The organism is Arthrobacter sp. Cza30 (assembly GCF_059090765.1).
In genome coordinates, this window is sequence record NZ_JBNHGA010000012.1 from 121698 (window position 1) to 141615 (window position 19918).

A 19918-nucleotide genomic window follows, 5' to 3' on the forward strand; every position below is an offset into this window, starting at 1 on the left:
AGGGAAAGTCACACCCCGTGATGCGCAAGGAGATCCCTATGACACGAGCATTTGTCGCCACAGCTCCCGCCCAGTCGGCATCGGAGCAAACAGCCGCCAAACCAGCAGTGGCCACCGGAGCATCGGTCGAGCCGGGCTTGGCCGGACCGTTCAGCCTTCAAGTTCCAACAGAGAAAGACCCGCGGATCCGGTACGAGCTCGAACGGCTCCTTGAACGGGCCCGTGAGATTCGCGCAAAGCTGCGGGAAGCGCAGGCCCAGACGGAAGTCGATGGACAATACTCGCAGGAAGTACATGAATACTTCCTGGAGCATGGTTTCTATCGGATGCTCCAGCCACAAATGTTCGGGGGCTTGGAGCTGGGGGTTTCGGCCTTCTACCAGGTGATCGCCGAGGTAGCGCGTGGCTGCCCTTCAACTGCTTGGTGCCTCTCGTTGTCCTCGGGCCATGCTCTGACTCTGGGATCATTCTTCGAAGAGCGGGCTCAGCGCGAGGTGTTCGGCGCCCACGGACACATCATCTGTCCGGCCAGCGGCAACAGTCAGAACACAACGGTGGAGCGCGTGGACGGCGGCTGGGAAGTCACCGGGTTCTGGCGGTACTGCTCCGGGGCGCCGTACTCCACCCACTTCATGGCCACGGCCTTCCTTCCCGGCTTGCAGCCTGACGACCCCGAACGCCGGGTCTGGATGATTCTGCGGAGAGAGGACTACGAAGTCCAGGACGACTGGGGCCGTGTCATCGGAATGCGCGGTTCGGGATCGAACAGCATCAAGGCGGAGAAAGCCTTCGTCCCCGATTACTGCATCTCGGAGGAAAAGTGGACCGCCTCCAACCTGGGCGAAACCGTCGGGTCGAAGCTGCACAACAACCCGGTCTATGCCGGGACGTTCTTCGGGTTCGCCGAGGGTGAGGTCGCCTCCACGTCCGTCGGGCTGGGCTACGCGGCGGTCGACGAGTTCGAAAAAATCATCATGAAGACCCGGCATCCGTGGATCAAGGATGGGTCCATACGCGGAGATTATGAGGAATGGCAGCGGGTCCTGGGTATGGCCATCTCTTACGTCGACGGGGCTCAGTCCATTCTGGTCAACAGCTCCCGGCTATATGAGGAATATGCTGCACGGTCGGCCGCCGGCATCGAAGCATTTGATGAATCACGTTCGATGAGGCTGAACGGCGTGTACTTCGTGGTTGAGGAGTTGGTCTGGAAGGCCGTTGAACTGATGTTGCGCAACGCCGGCAGTCAGAACAGCGCGGACGGCGCCCCATTGCAGCGCTACTTCCGGGACATACTGACCACTCGAACCCGCACCGACACCTTCGAGTTGTTCTCCGTCAACACGGGCACCTCCCACCTCCGCGCCTGACCAGCCCAGCCGGCTTTTGCCTTGTCCCGCCCATGTTCCGTGGGCGGGACAAGACGCATTTAATGGGCTGGAAACTGATGGTCATCCCGGGTTTTTGGGGTTGTGCACGCCGCACAACGAACGCGTGTTTATCTGTCTATCGCTACATCGCTTGGCACAGCCGCGGACTTCAAACTTGAGATAACAAGCAAGCACGTCCCTCAGTCAGAGGAGCAGGAGTAAACCATGACAGCTAGCACGACCGCTCAGAGCATTGACCCCCGACAGGATGCCTTGAGGGCGGAAGCGAAGCAGGTCTTTGCCCAGTTCCCCAGCGGCGTGGTGGCCGTCTGCGCGGTCCTCGAGGGGGGCAACGCCGGCTTCGCCGCTTCATCCTTCCAGGCGGTGTCCTGGGATCCGGCCTTGGTTTCCATTTGCGTCCAGAACGACAACAACACTTGGAATGCTTTGCGGTCCAGTGAACGGATCGGAATTTCCATCCTGTCGGAAGACCAGGGTCCGCTGGCCTGGCAGTTGTCGTCACGGAGCCGCGACCGCTTCGACGGAGTGCAGACCCGGGCCTCCTCGGGCAGGGCCCTGTTCATCGATGGCGCAGCCGCCTGGATGGAGTGTTCCATCCATCAAGAGATTCCGGCTGGAGACCACACCCTCGTCCTGTTTTCGGTGCACCACCTGGGCACCGCAGACCAGCCGCCCATGGTCTATCACCGGCAGTCCATCGGACGCATCGTGGCCGCCTGACTGCCACGGGAGGGACTCCCACGGGCCGGAACCGCCTACTCGCGCTCTCGCTTCCCAGCTGCGGTTCAAGGGCGATCGGAAACGGCTTGGTCTCGTCAGCACACGCGCTGACGGGACCAAGCCATCTTAATCGCGCTTGAGTCGAGCTAGACGGTGGAGGGCTGCAGTTTGGAATAAGGCCTTGAGGTCGAAGGCGGGTCGGCGGCTTGCCGCCAACCGCATACGCTCAGTTCCCGGCCAGCGGGTGTCCGGCACAACTTGTCCACTGGATAGTTCAATGTTGCTTCGCGGGGGCGGTTGGCTACACGTCCAAGACGATCGGGGCGCTGCCGCCGCGCGAAACGCAGACCATCATGCGGTCGTTGCGCGCTTTTTGTCCCTGCGTCAGATACACGTCCCGGTGTTCCGGGGTGCCTTGCAGTACGCGGGTTTCGCAGGATCCGCAGTTTCCCGCGCCACAGGAGGTCAGCACGTCCATGCCTTCCTCCTGCAATGTCTGCAGGGCGGTCTTGTCCGCCGGCACCGTAAGCGTCTTCCCGCCGCGTCCCAACTGGATGTGAAACGGCTCGTCGCCTTCGCGGAGAGCTTGGACGCCCGTGAAGCGCTCGCACAACACCTCGCCGCCGAGATCTTCAGCCAGCCGCTGCGCCTCATCCATGAGGCGATCGGGACCGCAGCAGTAAATTGATGCCTCGTCTGCGACTGCACGGGCCACTGCCTCGGCCAGGTCGAGCCGCGAGTTTTCGGAGGCGATGAACAGCTTCACCCGATCGCCGTGTTCGTCCAGTTCGGACAGGAACGGCATGCGCCGTCGGTTTTTGCCGCAGTAAAGAAGCGTGTAGCTGATGCCATTTCGGGCAGCCTCGGTCATCATCGGCAATAGCGGGGTAATGCCTATTCCGCCTGCGATGAAGACGTATGACTTGGCCGGCCGCAGGGCGAAGTTGTTGGCCGGTTTCCCAACCCGGGCATGCATGCCCGGACGAAGGGTCTCATGGATGAACTTGGATGTCCCGCGGCTTTCGTCCTCCTTGGCAACCCCGATGCGCCATACATTCCGGGCGGCCGGATCCGAACACAGTGAGTACTTGGCGGAGCGGTCCGGCGAGGACCAGAAGTCGATGTGTGCGCCTGCCGTCCATTCGGGCAGCGGGAGGCCGCTGGGTTCGCGGAACTCCACGGACAAGATCCCCTCGGCCTCCAACCGGATGCAGGAGACGACCAACTCGGCGCTGTCCTGTTGCTCGAGCCCTGAACCCGTCTCCTGCAGGCTGATCCGTTCCCGGTACATGGCCGGTGTGAAGACCACCGGAAGCTTCTTCGGGGCGCGGAAGACCCAGCCGGTGACCTCCGGGGCTTCGGTCGGGGACGCGGTGACGTCCGGCATGGTCTTGACGAGTTCTTCAAACATGATGCGCTCCACGTGACGACCGAAGAAATGCCCCGCACAAAAGTGCTCTCCGCCGCCAAAGGCCTGATGTGTCCGGTTGCTGCGATCGATGTCGAACACATCCGGATCCTCAAACTTCCGTTCGTCCCGATTGGCCGACGACAGTGCCACTATGACGGGAACGTCGGCAGGCAGGGTCTTGCCCTGCAGCCTGGTTTCCCGGGTAGTCTGCCGGTCTGTGCAGCCGATCGGGGCGATCCAACGCAGGCCCTCCTGGACGGCCAGCGGAATCCACTCCTCGGGATCTTCCACCAGCATCTTCCACTGGTCCGGGCGGGAAAAGAGGCCGTGCAGGCTGCTGGCGGCGGCGTGGCCGGGCTCTTGCATGCCGCCGAGGAGGATGACTTTCAGTGAGGGCAGGATCTGGCTGGCCGGCCGGGGAGTGGCGCCTTCGCGTCCCGCCCATAGCATGTGCGAAATCATCGAATGATCCGGGTGGTGGGAAAGGTGCTCCAGCAGTGGTGCAACTGCGGCCTCGAACTCGCTGGAGGCTTGTTCGGATACGGCGTAAAGATCCGGATCCTGTCCGAAATTGGAAACGCCGACGTTGAGCTGGGCAAACCAGCGGCGGATGGTTTCTGTGTCTGCAATGGCGTCCAAACCCATCACTCGACGCAGCGCCTCGACGCTGATGGGTTCAAAGAATTCGGTGACCAGCTCCGCGTCGCCACGTCCGCTGAGGCTGTCCAGGTACTGGCGCGCCACCGGACGGACAATTTCGTCGATCATGCTCAGCACCGGATCAGGCTGCAGCGAACGGTCGACCCCCTCCCGGATCTCGTCGTGCTCCTCACCCGTACTTGTCAGGATGTTCGGCTGGCCGAAAACCTGGTTCATGGTCAGATGGTTGGTGGCGCCGCCGAAACCGTGGTCTCCGCGAAGTACAGCCGCGACGTCGTCGAAACGGGTGATGACCCAGGATTCCGCCGCGGGGATCCACGCCACGGGCGACTCGTTGCGGAGCCGCTGCCAGACCGGGTACGGGTCATCCTCGAGCTGGGCGAGGGTGATGGAGCTCAGGTACGAATCGATGTCTGCCATGAGTGCCTCCCCAGCCGAGTGTTCGATGTAATAGGCGTTATGAACACTATAACGAACACGGGGGCGGGTGTGAAGCAGGACATATAGAGGCGCCGGGCGAAGGCGCAGCAGCCGCTGTCTACATGGGCTGGATCAGCGTGATCCAGACGACGGCGTCTTCGTCCAGCGCTTCCCATACATGAGGGCCGTCTGCGCGGTAACTGGCGAAGTCTCCCTCGTGCAACAGTTCTTCTTCCCCCACCGGACCGGCTCGGACGGTGCCCTGTGCGACCACTACCAGCTCACGTGAATCGACCCCGTGGCTGGCCGAAACTTCACGTCGTCCCCCGCTAACGGTCAGTGCATGGACCTCCAGTTTCGCCGCGTCCGTGCCAGCCGTATGGACCAGAAGGGCACCGACGGCGTCGTCCCCAACGTCTACGCCTGCACCTCTGCGGACGACCACCACGCCGTCGAGTTCGCTGCCAGCAAGCAGCCTGTCCACATCGGTGGACAAAGCCGCGGCCAGATCCCGGAGCGTGCTCAGGGTCGGGTTGCCGGAGCCTGACTCTATTTGCGACAGCGTGGCCTTTCCGATGCCCGAACGCTCCGACAGTTGATTCAGCGTCAGAGTGCGCCGCTCGCGCAATTGGCGGACGTTGCGGGCGAGGTTGGCGCTCAGGTCGGGTTTCATGGCTCCTTGCAGGCAGAAGATGTATCGGAATGAAGTATTCCACCAACGACGGCGCCGGCTGCCATTCTTATCGAATAGCAGCCGGCGCGATCAATGGTGCTGCCGGAACCCGGGGGTCATGTTGCGTGTTTTCCCGCTGGCGTGGGGAAACGTTAGAGGCGAACCAGTTTCAGGTTGGCAAATTCGTCCATGCCCCACGGACCCAGCTCACGGCCATAACCAGACTTCTTCACCCCGCCGAAGGGCAGGTCGGGTTCGGAGTCCGGGGCCTGGTTGATGAACACCATGCCGCACTCCAACCGCTCCGCGAGATCCAGCGCCCGCTGTTCATCGGTGGTGAAGATGGAGGCCCCCAACCCGTAGGGAGAGTCGTTGGCGAGGGCGACGGCTTCGTCTTCGTCCCGCACCGGATAGACCACGATGGCCGGGCCGAAGAGTTCCTCACGGAAAGCACGCATGCCGTCCACGACGCCGGTCAGCACGGCGGGCGCTACGAAGGCCCCCGGACCTTCCAGGCGCTGGCCACCGGTGTGCAGGGTGGCTCCTTGCGCCACCGCATCGGCAATCTGTTCAGCCAGCTCGTCTGCCGCTGCCGCCGAGGACATCGGGGCGATCGTCGTCGCCGGGTCGGAGGGGTCACCGGGCACCAGGCCGCGGGCCAGGGCCGAGATCTCGCGCACGAAATCGTCAAAGATCCCCTCCGCGACGATCATTCGTTTGGGGGAGTTGCAGGCCTGGCCCGCGTTGCTGAGTCTTGCGCGGAACGCTTTGCGGGCGGTGGCCGCCACGTCGTCGCTGTCCAGCACAATCAGTGGATCTGATCCGCCGAGTTCCAGCACCACCTTCTTCAGGTGGCGTCCGGCGATCTCGGCGACGGCGGCGCCGGCACGTTCGCTGCCGGTCAGCGAGACGCCTTGGATCCTGTCGTCGGCGACGATCAGTTCGGTTTGGGTCGTGGCGGCGTAGAGATTGCTGTACACGCCGGCCGGAAGCCCCGCATCCAGCAGGACTTCTTCAATCGCTTGGGCGGAGGCGGGGCAGTTGGACGCGTGTTTGACCAGCAGGGTGTTGCCCAGCACCAGGTTCGGCGCCGCGAAACGCGCCACCTGGTACAGCGGGTAGTTCCACGGCATGATGCCCAGCAACGCACCTACCGGCCGCTTCTTAATCAGCGCGCGGCCCCCGCTGCGGGGTGAAAACTCCTGGTCAGCCAGCAGCGCCGGGCCTTCGGTTCCGTAGTAGTCGAAGATGCTGGCGACAATGGACAGCTCGCCTTTCGCCTCCGCCAGGCGCTTGCCCATCTCTTGGGTGATGATGGCCGCCAGCTCGTCGGTGCGCTCCGTAAAGAGTTCGCCCGCCAGCTTCACCCTGCGTGCCCTTTCGGCAACCGGTACGTCCCGCCACTGCAGGTATGCCTCATGGGCGGCCGCAATTGCCGCCACCACTTCCGCGTCCGATGCGGTAGGCACGCTCTGCAATACCTCTCCCGTGGCCGGGTTGGTTACTGCGAATCCGTTCTTCGTGGCAGCGGTAGCTGTGTGGGTCATGGGATCCTTTTCGATGTGAGAGCGGTTTGGCGGATGGGCATTGCCGGATGCCTCGCCCGTGGATCTGTCAGTGTTGAAGTGCGGTCGCTGGTTCCTGGCGGTGCTGCCGGAAGCGGTTGGCCGCTCGGACAAGAGCTCTGAGCAGCTTGAGGCCTTCCGGGTCGAGACGTTCCTCGGGGTGCCATTGCACCCCCAGCGTGAAGGCATCGCCGGGAGCCTCGATGGCTTCGATGACGCCGTCGTCGAAATGCGCCGAGGCGACGAGTCCGTCTCCGAGAGTTTCCACCGCTTGGTGGTGGTGAGAGGCAATGTCGAAGGTACCCGAATCCAAGACACTCTCCAGCAGGGTGCCGGGGACCACGGACACCGAGTGGGAAGTAAATTCGCCTACCACGTTGCGGTGCGGGGTCATGTCCACCCGGTCCGCCAGATGCTGTTCCAGGGTGCCGCCGCAGGCAACATTCAACACCTGCATGCCGCGGCAGGCGCCAAGCACCGGCATGCCTCGCCGGCGTGCTCCGCGGACCAACGCGATTTCGAGTTCGTCACGGACCCGCAGCGGCTTGTCGTTAAGCGGGTGGTTCGAGCGACCGTACAGGCCGGCGTCGAGATCCCGGCCGCCGGCGAGGAAGACGCCGTCGGCCAGCTCCAGCAGCCGTTCGGCGTTGTCCCGCAGCACTTCGGTGGGCGGCAGCAGCAGCGGCATGCCGCCCGACTGCTCCACGGCATGGATATACGTGTGCGGCAGGGCATCGTTCGGGATGTCCGACCAGGCCCCGGACGTGACGGACTTGCGGTCCGCCACGACCAGGATCACCGGAGGGGTGCCGTTCACGACGCCCCCAGCGTGGAATGCTCCAGCGGGGAGAGGTCATGCCAGCAGGTGACTCCCCAGGTGGTTGCCAGCCAGACGGCGTCGGCGCCTTCGTCCGCCCCGTGCCAGTGGTTTTCATCGACCGGGGTTTCCACCAGGGTTCCCGGGGCGATTCCGGTATGTTCGCCGTCGTTGTTTCCCACCCTGCCGGTGCCGCTGACCAGGTAGAGCAGCTGTCCGCCGGGGTGGGAATGCCAGTTTGTCACCGCGCCGTCGTTGAAATGCACGCGGGCGATGTCGGGATCACCGTCTTGGGCGGCTTCGAGGATCATCTCCAGTTGCACCGGCCCGGTGAACTTCCCGCCGTAGACGTAGTCCTTGTTTCCTGAGGCGATGAGTTTCATGGCATTATGCCTCGGCGCGTACAGGGTTGCTGATCGTGCCGACGCCGGCAACGGTCACCTCGACGACGTCGCCGTCGCGCAGGTAACGCGGAGGCTTGCGCTCGTCGCCGACTCCGCCGGGGGTGCCGGTGGCAATGACGTCGCCCGGCTCCAAGGTCATCCCGCGGGACAGGTACTCGATCAGTGTGGGGATGTCGAAGATCAGGTCCCGGGAGTTGCCCTTTTGCATGGTCTCGCCGTTGATGACGGTCTGAACGTCCAGCGCGTTCTTGTCCACGGAATCCACGCTCGCCACAACGGGGCCGAGGGGAGTGAACGTGTCAAAGCTCTTACCCAAGGTGAACTGCTTCATGGGGGTCTCAAGCTGGGCACGGCGGCCGGACACATCGTTCAGGGCGGTAAAGCCGCCGACGTAGTCCCAGGCATCCTCCTTCGCCACACGGTAACCGCGCTTGGAAATGACGATGCCGACTTCGCCTTCAAAGTCGGGGCGGGTTTCCTCGCGCGGAATCACGATGGTGTCGTTGGGGCCGGTGATGGAAGAAGGGAACTTGGCGAAGACCACGGGTGCATCCGGGTGCTTGAGGTTGGTTTCCTCGACGTGCGACTGGTAGTTCAGGCCAATGGCGATCAGCTTGCCGGGGTTGGTCGGCGCGAGAACCTTGACATCCTGCAGCGAGTACTTCGCCCCGGACGCATTGTTGATGGTGTTCCAGGCTTCGGCCGTGCCGTCGAAGCCGACAGCCGGTGCCGAGCCTGCGTCAACAATGGTTTCGCCGTCCAGGCGTCCAAGCCGAACCTCGCCGGCGCTTGTTGCAAAACGGATTGCCTGAGTCATGGGAGACCTCCGGTAGATGTGGGGCGGTTGGTTACTTTAAGAGTATATAAAGCCTTCTAAAAAATACAAGAGGGCGGGCTGCGGGATGCCCGGCCTCGGGGCTGCATGGCAGCGCGCGCACGTGCTTACGTCGGTTGTGAGCGTGCTCATGGGCACCATCGCCGGGCCAAGCGCGGGGGAAGCGCTACTCGTTTCTGCTCAAAGGTCCGAAATCCCGGCGACTTCAGGAGGATAAAGTTACTCTCATCAGAGCTTGATATTGCGGCAGAGAAACCCAGCGGGATCGAGGATGGACAGATGAACGACCATATAGAGGCGCTTTCGGCCAACGTGCGGCGCCTGCGGGAAACCCATGGTCTGTCGCTGACCGAGTTGGGCGAACGCTCCGGAGTGGCAAAGGCAACCCTGTTCAAGGTCGAGCGGGGACAGACCAATCCGACGCTGGAAACCATGCTGGCTATCGCCCGCACGTTTGACGTGCCGCTGCCCGACCTGATCGCGCTGCCCGAGCGCGCTCCGGTCGAGGTGGTTCACGATGGCGAGGGCGAAGATATTTCGGACTCGGCTTCGCTGGGGCACATTCTGCGAAGCCAGGTTATCGGAGCCGGCACGTTGGAAATCCACGCCCAATCCTTCAAGCAGGGTGCCGATGAGGTGTCGCCTTCGCACGGCGCCGGTGCCCGCGAGCATGTCTTCGTGCGCTCCGGCAAAATCCGGTTGGGGCCAGTCGGCCATGAGGTCCTCCTGGGCGAGGGGGACTACGCGACTTACGCTGCGGACAGAACGCACCGGTGGCAAGCGGAGGGCGGCGACGCTTCTGTGTGGATCGTCCATACCTTCCCCCGGGCCGCAGCATTTAACGAACGCCAATAGGTCCAAGGGCAGAGCGGCCCCGGCTGAATCAGCCGGGGCCGCTCTGCCCTTCTCGTCGACCGGGGTTGACATCCCGGGCAGCCAACGCCCTACTGCGGGCCCTTGCGCATCAAAAGACGACCGTGGTGTTGCCGTCGCGCATCACGCGGTCTTCGCAGTGCCACGTGACCGCACGCGAGAGCACGCTCCGTTCGACGTCGGCCCCAAAGCGCATGAGCTCCGCGGTGCTGTCCCGGTGGGAAACCCGGATGACGTCCTGTTCAATGATGGGGCCCTCGTCCAGGTCCTTGGTCACGTAGTGCGCCGTCGCCCCAATCAGCTTCACGCCCCGGTCCTTGGCCTTTTGATAGGGGCCGGCGCCGATGAAGGCAGGCAGGAATGAATGGTGGATGTTGATGACGGGAACGCCGACCTCGTCGAGAAATTCGGCGGAGATGATCTGCATGTAGCGGGCGAGTACCACCAAGTCCACGTTCCCCCGCAGCAACTCCAGGTGCCGTTGCTCGGCATCCTTCTTGTCACCTGCAACGGGAACGTGGAAGTACGGTATGTCGAAGGGGCGGACCTGGTGGGCGAGATCGGCGTGGTTCGAGACGACCATGACGATCTCCATGGGGATTTCGCCCCTGCGGTGACGCCACAACAGGTCCAGCAGACAATGATCGGTCTTGGATGCAAAGATGGCCACCCGCTTGCGTTTTTCGGCAGCGGTCAACTGCCATTCCATTCCCCACGGAACGGCCAGTTCAGCCTCGATTTCCGCGCCAAGCCGATCCCGCTTGGCTTCGAAGCCCGCCAGGTGAAAAACCGTTCGCTGATACAGGGTGCCGTCCTCGACGCCCGTCGTGAATTGGTCCAGGGACACGATGTTTGCCCCGTGCCTCCTGAGCAGATCGGCGACCTTGGCGACGATCCCTGGTTGGTCCGGGCACTTGATAGTGAGCCGCCCGACGTCCGCGGTATCGGTCGGGGACATCGGTCTGGCGGGCAGGGTGGAAGCAGGCGTTGGCAAAGCGGTCACCTCTCGAATCAGGGGCAGGCGGGCCAGGAGCTCGTGAGGCTCCCGGGAGTATGCTCGCGCCGGGACAAGAGGCTCCGGCGCGTATGGGTACGGGTTAGACGTGATGGCGGTAGAGATTCCATTCCCAGTCGGTCACGTGCGACTCGAACGCCTGCACTTCGCGGCGCTTGAGGGCGGCGTAGATGGACGTAAACTCGTCGCCGAATCCAGCGCGCATGACCTCGTTCTTCTCCAGGGCATCGATGGACTCGGCCAGGCTGCGCGGCAGCGGCTGGCCGATGGGATCCGGGGTCAGCTCGCGCCGGATGCCGTCGGAGGCAGCGTGGAGCATGGCCGCCATCAGCAGATGCGGGGAGGCGCTAGCGTCGCCGGCGCGCAGTTCCAGCCGCGTGGCGCCTGCCCGTTCGGCTGGAACGCGAACGAAGGTGAAGCGGTTGTCCTCGCCCCAGTTGCTGGTGCGCGGGCTCAGGCCTTCCCCGGTCAACCGCTTGTAGGAGTTCACGGTGGGGGCCGCGAACGCCATGATCGCTGGGGCGTGGAGTTGGATGCCGGCAATGGCGGCCAGCGCCGTCGGGCTGAGGGTGCCCTCGGGGGCGGCAAACACGTTGTCTGCATCCCGCCAGAGGGACAGGTGCACGTGCAGGCTGCTGCCTTCCTCGCCGCTGGCAGGCTTGGCCATGAAGTTGGCTTCCAGGCCCTCTGCGATGGCCAGCTCCTTGACTCCGGTCTTCAGCAGGAAGGCGGCGTCGGCTGCGACGAGTACATCGTCGTGCTGGAGGTTTACTTCGAACTGACCGGGGGAGAATTCGCGGTTCACCACTGTCACGCCGATATTCATGCCGATCAGCTGCCGATGCATGCGGCCCACGGCTCCGTCGGGGTCGGTAATCCGGTCCATGGTGTAGGAGACGCCGTTCAGCGCATAGGGAGTCCGGCCGTCATGGTCGTTCCGGAAGAGATAGAACTCGGGCTCGCCGGCGGCAATGGCGGAGAGGCCAAGCTCTTCCTGCAACCGTTCGGCGGCCACAGCCAGTTGGCTGCGCGGGCACAGCGCTGACGGCTGGCCGTGCTCGCTCAGACGCGTGAGGACCCACAGGGAGTCCGGCTCCCACGGGGGAACGAACGCCGTCGACATGTCCAGGAACGCGTGCTGGTCGGGATGATTGGCCAGGGCGGGGAATTCCTTGTCGTCCACCGGTACCCCGAGCAGGTCTTCGGCGTTGGCCATCTTTGAATACGCAACCCCCGAGGCCAGGTTGAGGAGGGAAGCTACGGGATACTGCTTACCTCGCTGGCGCCCGAACAGATCGGAATGGATGACCCGGATGACCTGTATGCCGCGGGCCAGCAACTGGTCCAGATAATCCGGGTCAAAGGCCGGAAGGACCGGTTCTCGGTCCAGCATGGGGCTTGTCATGGTTGCCTTCCTCAGGTTGGTACTGCTCTGCAGCTCAAAGTCTTGCCGTTCGGCGTCGTGGTTATTATAGTAATGTACGTGTTCAGCAAAAGAAACACTCCGGTCTGAAAAAGGGCCCGGCGGGCTGCCGGCCATCACCGGAACCGTTAATAAGGAGCGACAATGATCAAGCTGCATGACATCGACCATGTGGTCATGGGCGTCGAGGACCTGGATGCTTCCACGCAGCAATGGCAGGACGAGTTCGGCCTGACCGAGGTTGGCCGCGAGGGCAAGCAGACTTTCCTCGCGTGCAACTACGAGAAGCCGTCGCTGATCCTGCAGAAGGCCCCCGAGGCCGGCATCGTTCACGCCGCCTACCAGTTGGCGCCGGAACTGACATTGGACGACGCCGAGAAGCACTTGAAGGAGCACCGGGTCGAATACACGCGCTCGGACGAGGGCGTCTCCTTTGCCGACCTGGAAGGTAACGGCATCCAGTTCGTCGAATACCGGCCGAAGCAGGGGCAGGACCGCTACCCGCGCGAGTGGCGGCAGACCACCCGCAATCACCGCATCGGCGCCCCGCGCAAGCTCGGTCACGTGAACTACCTGACCGCGAACATCGGCGAGCAGGTGGATTTCTACCTCAACGTGGTGGGCATGAAGCTGGCCGACAAGCTGGGGCCAGACGCCGGTGCCTTCCTGCATATCGGCGCCGACCACCATGTGATGGCCTTCGTGAACACCGGCCAGGCACACTTCCACCACATCGCCTTCGACATGCTGGACTGGGGGCAGATCCGCCAGTCCTTCGACCACCTCGCCCAGTACGGCCGGGTCATGCCGTGGGGCCCGGTCCGCCATGGGATTGGCGGCAACCTGGCCGGCTACGTCCGGCTTCCGGAGGCTGACTGCTTCATCGAGTTGTACTGCGACATCGAGCAGCTCGACGAAACCCATGTTCCGCGTGAGTATCCGGACGACCGCCACTCCTCCAATGTGTGGGGCATGCTGCCGCCGCGCTCCTACTTCCGCTTCGACAAGGAATCGATCGAAGCCGAGCGCGAGTCCCTGCAGTCCATCTGGGAAAAAGAGCCGGCGCTGCTGGGCGAATAGGCCCAATCCTCTAAGTTCTAAGGAGCTGTTCGTGACTATTACCACCACTACCTACTCACCGGGCGCCAGTGTCTGGCAGGAGCTGACTGCGGGGAGCGCCGCAGGATTGGCTGATTTCTATCGCGACCTGCTGGGCTGGGAACTCGACCTGGACGGCGACGCAGGCCTCTTCACCCTTCACGGCGTGCCGATCGCGGGGCTGCGCGTCGACTCTGCCGCCGGTCCGGCTGAGCTCGGCTGGAAAGTCTTCCTCGGAAGCGATGACGTAGCCGCAGCCGTCGACCGGGCAGTTGCAGCCGGCGCCTCGGTTGTCGAGGAAGAGGTGAACCTGCTGGCAGGGGGAAGCAACGGCGTCGTGCTCCGTGATCCGGAAGGGCCTTTGTTCGGCATCGCCGCCATGGACGGCGGAGCAGTATCCGGGCCGTCCTCCGAGCTCGGCCGATTGGCACTGGTCGATGTGATGAGCCATGATCTCGCAGCGGCCGAGTCTTTCCAGACTGCGCTCTTCCCGGAGAACGTGCTGGAACATGTTGAGGACGAGCTGAGCGTCTACCGCGACGCCGGGGGGCGCGCGCTGCGAGCGATCAACGCCATCCCCGCGGAAGCGAAAGACTTCCTGCCCCCGCACTGGCTGGCCTGGTTCGTGGTGGCGGACCAAGCTGCGGCAGCGGCTGCCGCCACGGCGGCCGGTGGCGGCGTGAACGTGCAGGACCAGCCGATCGCTTTCGGCCGGTGGGCGGTTGTGACGGACCCATCAGGTGCCGCGTTCAAGGCGTTGCAGCTGGATCGCGATATCTGACGGACGCCTACCGGCCGCGGAGCGCCGAAGGGCCCGCTTCATCCCGTACATCGGGGATGGAGCGGGCCCTTTCGCGCGCGAGCCGAGTAGCCCTGCAGCGCCGCTACCGGAAGGCTTAGATCTGGTCGCCGGGGACGTCGACTTCGATCTGTTCGAGGCCGTCGCCGACCGTGACCTGGCAGCCGAGCCGGCTGCGGGTTTCGTCGCGGGGGCCGGCGGTGCAGTCAACCATTTCGTCTTCGTCGTCGCCGATTTCGGGCAGGCCGTCCAGGCATCCGGGCCGGACGTAGACGTGGCAGGAGGCGCACATGGCCTGGCCGACGATGCTGACGATGCCGTCGACGCCGTTGGTGACGGCGGCGCGCATCAGGGAAGTGCCGGGATCGACGTCGAGCACGTCAACGTTGCCGTCGGAGTGGTGAAAGCTGGCCGGGCAGGCGGCACCTCGTTGGTAACCGTTTGGCCCGACGGCGTGGCCCTGAGCGCACGGGCACGTGCCGTGATGGATTACGCCTCCGAGGTGCTGCACGGGGTCGAAACCGTCTGAGCGGGACGCCTCCGGCGCGCCCGTTGCCTGTCAGCGGAAGGCGGGGAGACCGGTGATCTTCTGGCCGAGGATCAGGGTGTGGACCTCGTCGGTGCCCTCGTAGGTGCGCACGGATTCGAGGTTGTTGGCGTGGCGCAGCGGCGAGTAGTCCAGCGTGATGCCGTTGCCGCCGAGGATGGTGCGGCATTCGCGGGCGATCTCGATGGCTTCGCGGCAGTTGTTGAGCTTGCCGACGGAGATCTGGTGGGGCTGCAACTGTCCTGCGTCCTTGAGGCGGCCCAGGTGCAGGGCGAGCAGGAAGCCCTTGTTGATCTCCAGGGCCATGTTGACCAGCTTTTCCTGGGTGAGCTGATAGCCGGCCAGCGGCTTGTCGAACTGCATGCGCTCCTTGGAATAGTCGACCGCGGTCTGCCAGGCATCGCGGGCGGCTCCCATGGCGCCCCAGATGATGCCGTAGCGGGCTTCGTTCAGGCATTCGAACGGGCCGCGCAGCCCCTTGGCCTTCGGCAGCAGCGCCCCGGCGGGCAGGCGGACGTCGGTGAGTTCGATGTCGCACTGGATGGAGGCGCGCATGGAGAGCTTCGCTTCGATCGGGGTGGCCTTGAAACCGGCGGTGTCGGTCGGCACCACGAAGCCCCGGACTCCGTCGTCGGTCTGGGCCCAGATCACGGCGACCTGGGCGACCGAGGCGAGGCCGATCCAGCGCTTGGAACCGTTGAGCACCCAGTCGTCCCCGTCGCGGCGGGCGAAGGTCTTCATACTGGCCGGGTCGGATCCGGCGCTGGGTTCGGTCAGGCCGAAGCAGCCGATTGCCTCGCCGGCGGCCATCTGCGGCAGCCACTCTTGTTTCTGCTCCTCGGAGCCGTGCTTGTGGATCGCGCTCATGGCCAGCGAACCCTGCACGGAGACGAAGGTGCGCAGGCCGGAATCGCCGGCTTCCAGCTCGGCGCCGGCGAGCCCGTATTCGACGGCGGAGCGGCCCGCGCAGCCGTACCCGTCCAGGTGCATGCCGAGCAGGCCGAGCTTGGCCAGCTCGGGCACAATCTCCAGCGGGAACACCGCGTTTTCGTACCAGCCGGCGATGTTCGGTTTGATCGCGCTGTCCACGAAGAAGCGGACGTTCTTCTGCAGCTGCTGTTCCTCCTCGGTGAGCAGGGATTCGAACGAAATCAGGTCATGGTCCAAAGACATGGCTTTCCTTCTGCGGAGCTACGGGAGTGAGTTGAGGTTGGGATGGCTGTGGCGATGAGGCTCGTTCGCGCCGTCGAGGAGGCGGGCACATCGGTCATAGGGCAACGCTAACGCGCCCCAGGCGTAGGGGCATCGGATATTCTGTCCAAGACTTCACGCCGTGTTGGATAATCAGTCCATGGTTTCCCTTGCCCAGCTCAGCCATGAACTCGGAGATTCGCTCAGGCCGGCGGTTCCCGGCCCGGTGCCGGGGATCCAGCTCTCCGGTGTCCATGTGTCCGAGCTGGCAGACCCGGGTGCCTACCTGGAGGGCGGCGAGCTGCTGCTGACCACCGGCATCCCGCTGAGCGGAAGTGCCCCTGCGGTGGGCGGGTACGTGCGGCGGCTGGCGGCCAAAGGGGTCGCTGCCCTTGGCCTGGGGCTGGGTGAAGGGCTGGACAGCGTGCCGCCGGAGCTGGTCCGGGCCTGCTCGGCCGAGGGCGTGGAGCTGCTGGTGGTCCCCGACGGCGTCCCGTTCCTGGACGTCTCGCGGATGTTCTGGGAATTGGCCTCGCGGAGTGATCAGGCCGACCTGATAGCGAACCTGGGAACGCAGACAGCTTTGGCCCGGGCGACGATGCGTCCGGATGCCCTGCCATCGGTCGTGCAGGGGCTGGCCCAAGCGCTGGGTGGCTGGGCGGCCTACCTGCCCGCGGACGCCGGGATGGAGGCCACCGTGTGGCCGGCCAGTGCGCTGCCGTTGCTGCCGCACCTCAGGCTGGAAACCACACGACTCAACGTCGCCGGCACCCATTCCGCCGCTACCTTCTGGCTGCACGGCGCTCCCGTCGTCGAGTATCCGATCCTCGTCGGACGGCGGATCGACGGCTTCCTGGCCATCGGCCCCGGCCGGACCCTGACCAAGGCCGACCGGCAGATCATTACCACGGTCTGCGTCCTGCTGGCACTGAAGGCCCAGCAGCGCGAGGAGCTGCAGGGGACGACGACGGTGCTGGGCTCCGTCGTCGCCAAGCTGGTTGCCCGCGGCCAGGTGGAGGCCGCCGGATTGGTAGCCGCGGACGGAAACCTCGGGCGGCTGCCGGATCGGGTCCGCGTGCTGGCCGCGCGGATGGGCGCGGCGGATTCCCTCGCCGCGCTCGCCGGTGCGGTGTCCCGGCTCCGGCCGGCCGACGGCGGCTCGCCCGCTGCGGCGCTGGCCGACTGTACCCTGCGCTTTGCCGACGACGGCGTGGCCTACTTCCTGCTGGATGCCGGGCTCGCGGAACGGGCAGCGGCAGACCGGCAGGAAGACGGGGGAACCGACGCGGAAGTGCTGGCCTGGTCGGGAGGCGGCGCGGGTGCCGAGGCAGCCAAGGTCGCGTCAACGTCTACGTCAGCAGCTGCCTCGGGCGGCACGGAGAGCGGTGCCGCCTGGACGGAATCCCTCGCCTTGGCGGACGTGGCGGCGGCGATGTCCGCGGTGCACCGAGCCGCGGTCGCGGCGCCTGCGGGCAAGCTGGTGGACCTGGCGGCCGACGATGAGGCCCGCGCCGATGCGTGGGTCGAGGCGCTGGCGGAGTACCGCCGCGCCGAGCTGCTGGAGACCGTGGCCGCCTACCTCCGCCACCGGGGCCACTGGGAGGACACGGCCCGCCAACTCAACATGCACCGGAATTCGCTGCGCCACCGGATGGCGGTGGCCGAACGCCTGCTCGGGGTCAGCCTCGACGATCCGGACGTCGCCGCGCACCTGTGGCTGGCCCTCCGCCGGCGCGGGCTCTGACGTTCAGTCCAGGCTGCGCAGCCACTCCAACACCGATGCGGTGTGTTCGCCGAGCGCGGGCGGGGCAGCGGTGCGCGTCTCGAACGCCGGGCTCCAGGAGATCGGGTTGCGGACCTGGCGGCCGGCGGGCTCCCCGCTGGCATCGCGGACTTCGATGGTCGGGGCCAGCCCCAGTGATTCGGCATACCTGATGCCCTCGTCGATGCCGGCCACGGGGCCGGCGGGAACTCCGGCACCGGTCAGCTTGCCCTGCCACACGGAGGCGGAGGCGGCGGACAGGGCCTGTTCCAGCAGCGGGATGAGCTCCCGGCGGTGCTGCACCCGGGCGCTGTTGGTGGCGAAACGCTCGTCGTCCGCGAGCTGTGGCTCTCCCAGGACGGCGGCCAGTTGGCGGAACTGCCCGTCGTTGCCGCAGGCGACGGCCAGCGGGCCGTCGGAACATTCCAGCAGTTGATAGGGAACGATGGACGGGTGCTCGTTGCCCATCCGCTGGGGGACCTTGCCTGCTCCCAGATAGGCCTGGGCCTGGTTGGCCAGGGCGCCCTGCAGGCTGGAGAGCAGGTTGACCTCGAGCCGGCTGCCCCGGCCGGTGGCAGCGCGGGCGTTGAGCGCGGCGAGGATCCCGATGGTCGCGTCCTTCGCGGTCAGCACGTCCACCAAGGCGACACCCGCCTTGTAGGGTGAGCCGTCCGCCTCGCCGGTGATGCTCATCAGGCCGCCGACCGCCTGCACGATGAAGTCGTAGCCGGGCAGGGACGCACCTTCGGCTGACCCAAAACCGGAAATCGAGGCGTAGACCAGGCCCGGATTCCCGGCCGCGAGGTCCGCATACCCAAGCCCGAGCCTGTCCATCCCGCCGGGTTTGAAATTCTCCACGACGACGTCGGCCGCCAGCGCCAGCTTCCGGGCCAAGCGCCGGTCGCCGGGATCCGCCAAATCCAGGCAGATCGATTCCTTGTTGCGGTTCACGCTCTCGAAGTAGGTGGCCCCGGTCGGGGAATACGGCGGACCCCAGCTGCGAGTGTCGTCCCCCGTGCCGGGGCGCTCCACCTTGATGACCCGCGCACCCAGGTCGGCCAGGGTCATGGTGGCCAGCGGACCGGCGAGCACCCGGGAAAAGTCGGCCACCAGCAGGCCTTCCAGGGGTCTCGTTGCTGAAGCCGGGGCAGCGGCAGCGGGGGAGTCAGGCACAATCCGTCCTTCCGAACAAGCATGAAGTGGCGTTGAGTCTACGGCAGAGATATCGGCGCGGGATCGGATGTGTTGGCCACGGGCTGGTCATTTCGTCCAAGAAGAGGCTGCTTGTAGCCGCCCTGCCGGCCGTCATCCAGTCGTGCTGCTCAACCCCATGAGCGTGATGAGTTCCCAGGCGGCATGGGCGGCGGCCAGGCCTGTGATGCCGGCATGGGTGAAAAGCCCGGAGTGTCAGTTTTGAGGCGCCCATGCGGGCGTGGGGCAAAGGTTACGGTGCGACGGTGTTTGAGGCTGGTCGGCTACTGGGGTGTTGTCTCCGGCGGCCCCGTTGGGTGTCCCGGGCGTTGCGCGAGGACGAGGACAGCCAGCGCCCAGAAGGTTCCGCGTCAGCCGATCATATGGGCGGTTGACACGCACAGCGGCACGCCCAGAACGGTGGCGAGCATGCCGCCGGCGTTGACGACGCCCAGGGCGCCGGACGCCATTCCGGAGCCGGACGTCTGCGTGGCGACGGCTCCGGCGATTGCCCAGAACGCCCGGGGCCCAGCACGGTGAGGAACCGTGCCGCCAGGAGCACCCCGAAGCTAGAGACCAGATCGAAGATGACGGGCCCAGATAGGGCGAAGGTGTCCCCGGCACACGGAATGCGTAAGAGCGTGATGGCCGCGTTGGAGTACGTGCGCGAGTCAAGCGCTGCCCATCCCGAGGGGCACGCATCACGTTTTTACAACTAATTATCGACTTGGATAAATCGATAATTGAAGTTTCGTAGAGTACGTAAGGGTCGCCGCTCAAAACGCGCTCCACTCAGGTTGATCGCTGAGCACAGCCACACATCTGCGGCGGTCATCGTATTGAAGCCAGACGTTTTTTTCGAATAACGGGTTGACAGAACCGTTATGTGTGCAAATATTGGTGTCAGTGTTCTGGTGAGGAAAGGAAAATGATGACTTCGAGAGTTGCACGACTGGGCCATGTTGGCCTGGCTGTGAGGGATATTGATCGGTCGGTGGCTTTTTATACCGAGGTGCTCGGGATGAAGTTGACCGAGATGTTCCGGTATGACGAGAGCACTGCGGGGCATGGAACGGCGGTTCTTGCGGGGGCGTTTGTCCGTGGCGGGGCTGACACTATTCAC

At 64.8% G+C, this 19918-nt stretch carries 18 protein-coding genes; 7 read left to right on the forward strand and 11 right to left on the reverse strand.

Annotated features, from left to right (window positions below; translation table 11 throughout):
• The first annotated feature begins 38 nt into the window (after nucleotides 1–38).
• Nucleotides 39–1370: an acyl-CoA dehydrogenase family protein gene (locus AC5RVZ_RS30260; protein WP_494069310.1), complete on the forward strand. Its 1332-nt coding sequence runs from the start codon at nucleotides 39–41 to the stop codon at nucleotides 1368–1370.
• A gap of 225 nt (nucleotides 1371–1595) precedes the next feature.
• The gene (locus tag AC5RVZ_RS30265) at nucleotides 1596–2111 is read left to right on the forward strand and encodes a flavin reductase family protein (RefSeq protein ID WP_494069311.1); all 516 of its coding nucleotides are present in this window, start codon (nucleotides 1596–1598) and stop codon (nucleotides 2109–2111) included.
• Nucleotides 2112–2412: 301 nt separating this feature from the next.
• On the opposite strand, the gene AC5RVZ_RS30270 is transcribed toward AC5RVZ_RS30265, so the two are convergent.
• The 6 genes from AC5RVZ_RS30270 to AC5RVZ_RS30295 all read right to left on the reverse strand — a co-directional run bounded on the left by AC5RVZ_RS30270 (nucleotide 2413) and on the right by AC5RVZ_RS30295 (nucleotide 8878).
• The gene (locus tag AC5RVZ_RS30270) at nucleotides 2413–4602 is read right to left on the reverse strand and encodes a cytochrome P450/oxidoreductase (protein ID WP_494069312.1); all 2190 of its coding nucleotides are present in this window, start codon (nucleotides 4600–4602) and stop codon (nucleotides 2413–2415) included.
• Nucleotides 4603–4720: 118 nt separating this feature from the next.
• Entirely contained in the window at nucleotides 4721–5275 is a 555-nt protein-coding gene (locus AC5RVZ_RS30275; RefSeq protein ID WP_494069313.1) for a helix-turn-helix domain-containing protein, read from the reverse strand.
• A 152-nt stretch (nucleotides 5276–5427) separates the two neighbouring features.
• Complete coding sequence (locus tag AC5RVZ_RS30280) at nucleotides 5428–6822, reverse strand: NAD-dependent succinate-semialdehyde dehydrogenase (RefSeq protein WP_494069314.1); 1395 nt, start codon at nucleotides 6820–6822, stop codon at nucleotides 5428–5430.
• 67 nt (nucleotides 6823–6889) lie between these two features.
• Nucleotides 6890–7657 (reverse strand): gamma-glutamyl-gamma-aminobutyrate hydrolase family protein, encoded by a 768-nt coding sequence (locus AC5RVZ_RS30285; protein ID WP_494069315.1) that lies wholly within the window; start codon nucleotides 7655–7657, stop codon nucleotides 6890–6892.
• Nucleotides 7654–8040: a cupin domain-containing protein gene (locus tag AC5RVZ_RS30290; protein ID WP_494069316.1), complete on the reverse strand. Its 387-nt coding sequence runs from the start codon at nucleotides 8038–8040 to the stop codon at nucleotides 7654–7656. Before AC5RVZ_RS30290 ends, AC5RVZ_RS30285 begins: the two co-directional genes overlap by 4 nt.
• Before the next feature lie 4 nt (nucleotides 8041–8044).
• Complete coding sequence (locus AC5RVZ_RS30295) at nucleotides 8045–8878, reverse strand: fumarylacetoacetate hydrolase family protein (RefSeq protein ID WP_494069317.1); 834 nt, start codon at nucleotides 8876–8878, stop codon at nucleotides 8045–8047.
• A gap of 297 nt (nucleotides 8879–9175) precedes the next feature.
• Here AC5RVZ_RS30295 and AC5RVZ_RS30300 point away from each other — a divergent pair, with 297 nt between their 5' ends.
• Nucleotides 9176–9751: a helix-turn-helix domain-containing protein gene (locus AC5RVZ_RS30300; RefSeq protein ID WP_494014514.1), complete on the forward strand. Its 576-nt coding sequence runs from the start codon at nucleotides 9176–9178 to the stop codon at nucleotides 9749–9751.
• 109 nt (nucleotides 9752–9860) lie between these two features.
• Here the strand turns inward: AC5RVZ_RS30300 and purU are convergent, their stop codons facing one another.
• Nucleotides 9861–10727 (reverse strand): formyltetrahydrofolate deformylase, encoded by an 867-nt coding sequence (gene purU / locus AC5RVZ_RS30305; protein ID WP_494069327.1) that lies wholly within the window; start codon nucleotides 10725–10727, stop codon nucleotides 9861–9863.
• A gap of 139 nt (nucleotides 10728–10866) precedes the next feature.
• Nucleotides 10867–12378 carry a glutamine synthetase family protein gene (locus AC5RVZ_RS30310; RefSeq protein WP_494069318.1) on the reverse strand — a complete coding sequence of 504 codons (1512 nt, stop codon included), beginning with the start codon at nucleotides 12376–12378 and terminating at the stop codon, nucleotides 10867–10869.
• On the opposite strand from AC5RVZ_RS30310, the gene AC5RVZ_RS30315 reads away from it, so the two are divergent.
• Nucleotides 12352–13287 carry a VOC family protein gene (locus tag AC5RVZ_RS30315; protein ID WP_494014511.1) on the forward strand — a complete coding sequence of 312 codons (936 nt, stop codon included), beginning with the start codon at nucleotides 12352–12354 and terminating at the stop codon, nucleotides 13285–13287. The genes AC5RVZ_RS30310 and AC5RVZ_RS30315 overlap by 27 nt on opposite strands.
• A 31-nt stretch (nucleotides 13288–13318) precedes the next feature.
• Nucleotides 13319–14086, forward strand: a complete 768-nt coding sequence (locus AC5RVZ_RS30320) for a VOC family protein (RefSeq protein ID WP_494069319.1) — start codon at nucleotides 13319–13321, stop codon at nucleotides 14084–14086.
• A 115-nt stretch (nucleotides 14087–14201) separates the two neighbouring features.
• Here the strand turns inward: AC5RVZ_RS30320 and AC5RVZ_RS30325 are convergent, their stop codons facing one another.
• Together AC5RVZ_RS30325 and AC5RVZ_RS30330 are read right to left on the reverse strand one after the other, a co-directional pair.
• Nucleotides 14202–14483 carry a 2Fe-2S iron-sulfur cluster-binding family protein gene (locus tag AC5RVZ_RS30325; RefSeq protein WP_494069320.1) on the reverse strand — a complete coding sequence of 94 codons (282 nt, stop codon included), beginning with the start codon at nucleotides 14481–14483 and terminating at the stop codon, nucleotides 14202–14204.
• A gap of 180 nt (nucleotides 14484–14663) precedes the next feature.
• The gene (locus tag AC5RVZ_RS30330; RefSeq protein WP_494069321.1) at nucleotides 14664–15824 is read right to left on the reverse strand and encodes an acyl-CoA dehydrogenase family protein; all 1161 of its coding nucleotides are present in this window, start codon (nucleotides 15822–15824) and stop codon (nucleotides 14664–14666) included.
• A gap of 178 nt (nucleotides 15825–16002) precedes the next feature.
• Here AC5RVZ_RS30330 and AC5RVZ_RS30335 point away from each other — a divergent pair, with 178 nt between their 5' ends.
• The gene (locus tag AC5RVZ_RS30335) at nucleotides 16003–17586 is read left to right on the forward strand and encodes a PucR family transcriptional regulator ligand-binding domain-containing protein (protein WP_494069322.1); all 1584 of its coding nucleotides are present in this window, start codon (nucleotides 16003–16005) and stop codon (nucleotides 17584–17586) included.
• A gap of 3 nt (nucleotides 17587–17589) precedes the next feature.
• On the opposite strand, the gene AC5RVZ_RS30340 is transcribed toward AC5RVZ_RS30335, so the two are convergent.
• Entirely contained in the window at nucleotides 17590–18777 is a 1188-nt protein-coding gene (locus tag AC5RVZ_RS30340; protein ID WP_494069323.1) for a CaiB/BaiF CoA transferase family protein, read from the reverse strand.
• Nucleotides 18778–19723: 946 nt separating this feature from the next.
• Between AC5RVZ_RS30340 and AC5RVZ_RS30345 the strand changes: the two genes are divergently transcribed.
• A partial coding sequence (locus AC5RVZ_RS30345; RefSeq protein WP_494069324.1) for a VOC family protein occupies nucleotides 19724–19918 on the forward strand: 195 nt, incomplete at its 3' end.